Origin of the sequence: Novosphingobium sp. (genome assembly GCF_027486195.1) — a bacterium.
Taxonomy (GTDB): domain Bacteria; phylum Pseudomonadota; class Alphaproteobacteria; order Sphingomonadales; family Sphingomonadaceae; genus Novosphingobium.
Genome location: NZ_JAIXPP010000029.1, coordinates 22,307 through 28,306 on the forward strand (window position 1 = coordinate 22,307; position 6,000 = coordinate 28,306).

Consider the following 6,000-nt stretch of genomic DNA (forward strand, 5'->3'; position numbering starts at 1 on the left):
CTGTGCGACCCGAAGGGGTTACCGGGAAACGTTCCTCATTTCAGCGAGGTAGGCCTCATCGACAGCAGGTGCCGTGCGCCAGGCGATTGTGCCGCTGCGGGTGATTACCTTGCTGCAGAAGCGGCACCGGCCGTAGAGGAACAAGCCGTTCGTCCTGATCACCGCATCGGGCGCGTGGCGATCGAGAGTGCGGCATACCAAGACGCTCACCCCGCGCGCCACTGCGCCCGGAAGGCGATCAAGCATAGGCCGGGTTTATGGCGAACTCTTCGCTCGCAGGCTGGAATTCGCCCGAACTCAGCGCGATCACGATGGCCTGCGCGGTGTTGCGCACGTTGAGCTTTGAGAGAACGTTGCGGCGATGGATGTCGACCGTACGAGGGCTGATCGAAAGCTTGGCGGCGATCCGTTCAGTGGTGCAGCCATCGATGACTTTGCCCAGAACCTGGCGTTCGCGGGAGGTGAGCATGGCGACCTTTTCCTTGGCGCGGCCACCCATGACCTTGGCGGGCTGGCTGCGGCGCAGATCGTCCTCGGCGCGGCGAATGGCGCGGTCGAGCAGGCCGGGCTCCGATGGCCAGACCACAAAATCCGAAGCGCCTTCGCGGATGGCGGCAACGGCCTTCTCGAAACCGGCATTGCACGAGAACTCGACCTTGGCCGAAACCGGCGCGCGGTCGGCCCGGTACTTATCGATCAGCGTGCGGCACGAAGACTCGTGCCGGAACAGGAAAATGACGGGGCGATCGATTTTCGCGGGGAGCTCACCAACATCGTTGAAGACAATGCTGCGAATGCCCAGCGAGCCCAGATTATGCGAGATCTCGGCCCGCAGATGAACGCTGTCTTCAATGACATAAACTACTGTTCTATCGTTCATTTCCCTGACCCGTGCAGAAGTTCACTAGTAAGGGTTGCCTACTTGGCTTTGCCGGGAGTCACCATCGATAACGGTGCCATTGCGGCAGCGAGTTTGGCTCAATTGCTGCCAAGGAGAGGGAAATAATCATTTTGGTGGAAAATGCAGTGTTCTGATCTGCCAAGGGATTTCTGCCCGGCGGCCGGGACGGCTTCAGAGGCGGCGCAGCAGCGCCACGTCGGGGCGGTGATCGCTGACGCGGTGCTTCGACTTCACTTCCCAGCTCGCGTTGCGATCAGCAAGATCACGTAGCCGCTGCAGGGTATCCATCATGACCGCAAGATTGATCGCTTCCTCGAACTCGACGCCGAAGATCTGGTCGTTTGTCCAGCGCACATTGGCCATGACCGTGCGGTTGTCGGGCAACTGGATCTCGGCGAACTCGCCGACGAGGGGCGGCAGGCCCTTGCATGTCGCGCACAGTCCGCGCGCCGAGATGTTGCGGATGACGATCTCGAAGCCCGGCAAGCGGTCGGTCTGCATGTGCCCCTTCAGCAGCCGGCGTTCGCGGTTGTCGCGCGGATGTTGAGGCGGACTCTGGTGCTTCACGGCTGGCTCCATCGGGCTTTTGCGCTTGGTGTGGACGGATGATGCTGGCTTGGTTTCTGGCGGGCGAGGGTCAGAGACGGAGCGGATTATCTGGATGTCGGCTCAATCCCGCCGGCAAGTTCATGTATTCGGCGAATGAATCCGGCCAGATGCCTGGGTAATCACGCTGGATGAAGTGCGCGCATATACGCATCGTGGTGGCGATATTCGGTGCAATGACCGGAGCGTTCTGTCGGCATGGCGTTCTCTCCATCGTTGCAGGAGAGGTACGGGCGAGGTGTTAACGCGTGTTTGGAATGCGGGTAACCAATTAGGCCGAGTTTGCCGAAAAAAGTGCCGCGATGGCGAGAGGGGGGTGGCGCGCCCTGCAGGATTCGAACCTGCGGCCACCGGCTTAGAAGGCCGGTGCTCTATCCAGCTGAGCTAAGGGCGCGCACTGTGGACCCTTGGAGAGTTACCTCTGGCCGTGCCTCATAAGGCCGCTTTGCCTGCCGCGCAAATCACGATAGCAACGCAAACCATGAACCAGCACCGCATCGCACGCATTGAAGGCAGCGCCGGCGCCCGCCGCCACTTCCGTTTCTTCGATTATCTCATGGCCGCGTTCGTCGCGATCCTGCTGCTGTCGAACCTGATCGGGGCGGCCAAGCTGACCACTGTGGGCGGCTACACGTTTGGCGCGGGCATCCTGTTCTTCCCGGTGTCCTACGTGCTGGGCGACGTGCTGACCGAGGTCTACGGCTATGCCCACGCACGGCGCTGCGTGTGGGTGGGCTTCTTCGCGCTGCTGTTCATGGCCTTCATGAGCTTCGTGGTGGTGGCCATGCCGCCATCGGAGGGCTGGGGCTGCGCTTCGAGCGGCGATCCGCGCTTTGCCGAGATCGTGGCGAAGACCTCGGCCGGGGCGGTGTGCCAGACGACCTATGATTCGGTGTTCGGCAGCACCTGGCGCATCGTGATCGCTTCGGTCACGGCGTTCTGGGCGGGCGAGTTCGTCAATTCCTTCGTGCTCGCGCGGATGAAGGTGTGGACCGGGGGCAAGTACCTGTTCACCCGCACCTGGGGTTCGACGATCTTCGGGCAGGCGGTGGATAGCGCGCTGTTTTATCCGATCGCTTTCCTCGGCACGTGGCAGACGGCGGACGTGATCCACGTGATGTTCACCAACTGGGCGCTCAAGGTGATCTGGGAGATCGTGCTGACGCCGGTGACTTACGCAGTGGTCGGCTTCCTCAAGCAGCACGAAGGTGTCGACGTGTTCGATACCGACATCAGCTTCTCGCCCTTTGCGAGCGCCGAAGACGCCTGATGATCTACATCGTCCTCAATGGCGGGGCGATCCTTGCGGCGACCATCATGGGGTTGGTACTGGGGACGCTCTATCAGGTCGCGGTGGATCGGCGTCGGATCCTTGGGCCGGGTTGGGCAGGGACGCTGGTGACGGCATTCCTCGCCGAGGCTTGGCTCTGCGCGATTCTGGCGGGCGCACTGATCCTGGCGCCGCCCAAGGGCAGCGTGTGGACGATGACGATCGGCAGCGCGGTGGTCATCTGGCTGGGCTTCGTGGTGCCGAGCCTTGCCGCGTCCTACCGCATGCGGGCGCTCGCGGGCCGTACGGCGCTGATCGATTGCGGATACTGGCTGGTGGTGATGCTGGAGCAGGCCGTGGTGCTGCGCCTGATCGGGCTGGTGCCGCCGCCGGTGTAAGAAAGCACCTGCGGCGCGCGCGTTCAGAGCTTCGAGAAGGCGCGCATCCAGTGATGTTGGCACGGGCCATAATTGGCGAGCAAGGTGGTGATCCAGCTGCCCATCGCACCTTCGACCGAGAGGCATTCGCCGAAATTGGGGTCGAAAGAGTAAATCTGGTTGTCAGCCTTGCCGAGGCGGCCGGTCTTCATCTTGCGGAAGAAGGCGATCGTATGCGCCCCTCCCGAAGCGCCCACCACCGAGCCTGAAAACCAGAAGCTGTAGATCACCCCGGCAATGCTGGTGGTGTTGAGGCCATCAAGGAACTGTGCCTGCGTATAGCCCTCGTATGGGACGACATCCTCGACAAATTGCAGGCCGCGCCAGGCTGCCACGCCTTTGTCGGCGGCCTCTGCGCTTTGGCGGGTCCATTCATTGCCGAAGATCGTCTGCGTGACCATTGCCGCACCGCCTTTGCCCTTGCTCAGAGCGGTCATCCGCTTGGCCGCATTGGCTGGCGTGGAATCGGCATACATCGCGGCGATCCATTGCAGCGAGAAATTGTGGCAAGCGCCCTGCGTGGCAGCGGCATTGGCGGAGCCCGCCATGACACCGACCTGAGAAAAGGGAGCGACCAGATCTTGAACGGCCATGCGAGGTTACCTCCAGCGGATGCAATCGAAACCATGAAGTTCGACTCTACGGGAGTCCGATATTGGATAGCAATTCTGCTGCAAGATAACCATCAGCGCGAATGAAAATTGTCAGGTCATGAATTCACACGCTTTTCAGGTTTCCCTAGTGGTAACCACGGCGCGCTTGGAGGGCCTACGCGGAAGGAGGCCATGACGCCCGGCCTGATCAAACAGCCGATCCCCACTTGCACGACGTGCAAATGGGGAGGCTGGGGGGATGCTGGTGGGGCGGCTCAATCTGCGATCAGGCCGATGGCAAGGTAGATCAGGATCAACGAGCCGAAGCCGACCAGCGTGCCGATCAACCAGGCGACGCGCACCAGCGTGACGTCGATCCCGAAGTAGTCGGCAATCCCGGCGCTGACGCCCATGATCTTGCCGCGCTGCTTGTTGAGGTGAAACCCGCGAGGGGCGGACGAGCGGACTGCGTGGTCCTCGAAGCGCAGGTCGCTCATGCTGCGTACACCGAGCTGACGGTGGCGGTGTGCAGCGGGCTCTGGACCGGGCTGGTCACCGTGCCGCTGACGAGAGCGAAGGAGAGGGCGATCGCGGCGGCAGCGCTGAAGATCGGGGCGGTGAAGTTGCGGATGGTGGTCATGTGGTGGTTCCCTTCTTTGGTCAGAGTGTGGCGCCGTCCAGTCTGTCCGGCGTATGCCAAGAGCTTTGCATAGGCCGTGCCAAATGCGAGAAATGGCGGAAATGCTCGGTTTCTGGGTTCCCGACTAACTGGTTCTGCTTATCGTCGTGCCAAAGTATGGGAAATTTCACCGACTTTCAGGCGCGGCCTGTCGCACAATCTTGGCGCTTGCCTTTTTCGGGACGTGCGCTTAGGGCGAATTCATCCCGACATTGTGAAGGCAAAGTCCGGGCTGGCGCCGAAAGGGGCCGGCACCAGACCCGATGCCTTTGCTGCGCTGGGCCTCAGGAGCACGCATGAACGATATCGCACGGATTACCGAGATCGCCGGAGAAGAGGCTGCCAGCCTCGGCTTCGATCTCGTGCGCGTGCGCTATTTCAAGGGCGGCGAGATCGGTGATGAAGAGCACACGCTCCAGATCATGGCCGAGCGGCCCGAGACCGGCCAGCTGGTGATCGACGACTGCGCCGCGCTTTCGCGCCGCATGTCCGACCGCATCGATGCGCTGGAGGAAGCGGGTGATGTGCTGATCGAAGAGGCCTACCGGCTCGAGGTCAGTTCGCCAGGGATCGATCGCCCGTTGACCCGCGCAAAGGACTTTGCCGCCTGGACCGGTCACGAAGCGCGGATCGAGCTTGCCGAGCTGCTCGAGGGCCGCAAGCGTTTCCGGGGTGACCTTGCCGGCTTCGATGCCGCTGCACAGATGATTTCGATCGAGGACGATGGCGTGGTATACAACGTGCCATTCGATCTCGTCGCCAATGCCAAGCTTATCCTGACCGATAAGCTGATCGCCGCATCGCGGCCGCTGGATACCAGCGGCGTGGATGACATCGTTGAGGAACAGGAAGACTAAGCCATGGCCAGTGCGATTTCCGCCAACCGCGCCGAGCTGCTCGCGATCGCGAACTCTGTCGCGACCGAGAAGATGATCGACAAATCCATCGTCATTGAGGCGATGGAAGAAGCGATCCAGAAGTCCGCGCGCAACCGCTATGGTGCCGAGAACGACATCCGCGCCAAGCTCGATCCGCGCACCGGCGATTTGCGCCTGTGGCGCGTCGTCGAAGTGGTCGAAGAGGTCGAGGACTACTTCAAGCAGATCGATCTTAAGGCAGCTGACAAGCTCCAGCCCGGCGCGAAGGTCGGCGACTTCCTGGTCGATCCGCTGCCCGCCGTTGAGCTGGGCCGCATCGATGCGCAGTCGGCCAAGCAGGTGATCTTCCAGAAGGTCCGCGATGCCGAGCGCGATCGCCAGTACGAAGAGTTCAAGGACCGCGCGGGCGAAGTGATCACCGGCGTGATCAAGTCGGTCGAGTTCGGCCACGTGATCGTCAACCTCGGCCGCGCCGAGGGTGTGATCCGCCGCGACCAGCAGATCCCGCGCGAAGTGCCGCGCGTGGGCGAGCGCGTCCGCGCCTGGATCATGAAGGTGGAGCGCCAGAACCGCGGTCCGCAGATCTTCCTGAGCCGCGCGCATCCTGAATTCATGAAGAAGCTCTTCGCGCAGGAA

Annotated in this window: 10 protein-coding genes and 1 tRNA gene; 4 read left to right on the forward strand and 7 right to left on the reverse strand. The window is 62.0% G+C overall.

Annotated elements, in window-relative coordinates:
- Positions 1–18: 18 nt before the first annotated feature.
- The 4 genes from Q0071_RS06125 to Q0071_RS06140 all read right to left on the reverse strand — a co-directional run bounded on the left by Q0071_RS06125 (position 19) and on the right by Q0071_RS06140 (position 1,901).
- A complete protein-coding gene (locus Q0071_RS06125) occupies positions 19–246 on the reverse strand; it encodes a hypothetical protein (protein ID WP_298166391.1) in 228 nt (75 codons plus the stop codon).
- Positions 239–880 (reverse strand): LuxR C-terminal-related transcriptional regulator, encoded by a 642-nt coding sequence (locus Q0071_RS06130; RefSeq protein ID WP_298166393.1) that lies wholly within the window; start codon positions 878–880, stop codon positions 239–241. The genes Q0071_RS06125 and Q0071_RS06130 overlap by 8 nt, the downstream gene beginning before the upstream one ends.
- A 192-nt stretch (positions 881–1,072) precedes the next feature.
- The gene (locus Q0071_RS06135; RefSeq protein WP_298166395.1) at positions 1,073–1,468 is read right to left on the reverse strand and encodes a PilZ domain-containing protein; all 396 of its coding nucleotides are present in this window, start codon (positions 1,466–1,468) and stop codon (positions 1,073–1,075) included.
- Positions 1,469–1,824: 356 nt separating this feature from the next.
- Positions 1,825–1,901, reverse strand: a tRNA-Arg gene (locus tag Q0071_RS06140).
- An 87-nt stretch (positions 1,902–1,988) separates the two neighbouring features.
- Here Q0071_RS06140 and Q0071_RS06145 point away from each other — a divergent pair.
- Positions 1,989–2,777, forward strand: a complete 789-nt coding sequence (locus tag Q0071_RS06145) for a queuosine precursor transporter (RefSeq protein WP_298166397.1) — start codon at positions 1,989–1,991, stop codon at positions 2,775–2,777.
- Complete coding sequence (locus Q0071_RS06150; protein WP_298166399.1) at positions 2,777–3,175, forward strand: hypothetical protein; 399 nt, start codon at positions 2,777–2,779, stop codon at positions 3,173–3,175. The genes Q0071_RS06145 and Q0071_RS06150 overlap by 1 nt, the downstream gene beginning before the upstream one ends.
- A 23-nt stretch (positions 3,176–3,198) precedes the next feature.
- Here the strand turns inward: Q0071_RS06150 and Q0071_RS06155 are convergent, their stop codons facing one another.
- The 3 genes from Q0071_RS06155 to Q0071_RS06165 form a co-directional block, all read right to left on the reverse strand.
- Positions 3,199–3,807: a hypothetical protein gene (locus tag Q0071_RS06155; protein ID WP_298166401.1), complete on the reverse strand. Its 609-nt coding sequence runs from the start codon at positions 3,805–3,807 to the stop codon at positions 3,199–3,201.
- Between the two features lie 275 nt (positions 3,808–4,082).
- Positions 4,083–4,304, reverse strand: a complete 222-nt coding sequence (locus Q0071_RS06160) for a PspC domain-containing protein (protein WP_298166403.1) — start codon at positions 4,302–4,304, stop codon at positions 4,083–4,085.
- Complete coding sequence (locus Q0071_RS06165; RefSeq protein WP_298166406.1) at positions 4,301–4,447, reverse strand: hypothetical protein; 147 nt, start codon at positions 4,445–4,447, stop codon at positions 4,301–4,303. The genes Q0071_RS06160 and Q0071_RS06165 overlap by 4 nt, the downstream gene beginning before the upstream one ends.
- 335 nt (positions 4,448–4,782) lie before the next feature.
- Between Q0071_RS06165 and rimP the strand changes: the two genes are divergently transcribed.
- On the forward strand, positions 4,783–5,343 hold the full coding sequence (gene rimP, locus Q0071_RS06170; protein ID WP_298166407.1) for a ribosome maturation protein RimP: 561 nt from the start codon (positions 4,783–4,785) through the stop codon (positions 5,341–5,343).
- Between the two features lie 3 nt (positions 5,344–5,346).
- The coding region (locus Q0071_RS06175; RefSeq protein ID WP_298166409.1) for a transcription termination/antitermination protein NusA at positions 5,347–6,000 on the forward strand (654 nt) is incomplete at its 3' end.

What these genes read in the sequence shown, in the direction of transcription:
- Q0071_RS06125 (WP_298166391.1), bottom strand. Translation starts at nt 246, where the DNA reads ATGCTTGATCGCCTTCCGGGCGCAGTGGCGCGCGGGGTGAGCGTCTTG.
- Q0071_RS06130 (WP_298166393.1), bottom strand. Translation starts at nt 880, where the DNA reads ATGAACGATAGAACAGTAGTTTATGTCATTGAAGACAGCGTTCATCTG.
- Q0071_RS06145 (WP_298166397.1), top strand. Translation starts at nt 1,989, where the DNA reads ATGAACCAGCACCGCATCGCACGCATTGAAGGCAGCGCCGGCGCCCGC.
- Q0071_RS06150 (WP_298166399.1), top strand. Translation starts at nt 2,777, where the DNA reads ATGATCTACATCGTCCTCAATGGCGGGGCGATCCTTGCGGCGACCATC.
- Q0071_RS06155 (WP_298166401.1), bottom strand. Translation starts at nt 3,807, where the DNA reads ATGGCCGTTCAAGATCTGGTCGCTCCCTTTTCTCAGGTCGGTGTCATG.
- Q0071_RS06160 (WP_298166403.1), bottom strand. Translation starts at nt 4,304, where the DNA reads ATGAGCGACCTGCGCTTCGAGGACCACGCAGTCCGCTCGTCCGCCCCT.
- Q0071_RS06165 (WP_298166406.1), bottom strand. Translation starts at nt 4,447, where the DNA reads ATGACCACCATCCGCAACTTCACCGCCCCGATCTTCAGCGCTGCCGCC.
- rimP (WP_298166407.1), top strand. Translation starts at nt 4,783, where the DNA reads ATGAACGATATCGCACGGATTACCGAGATCGCCGGAGAAGAGGCTGCC.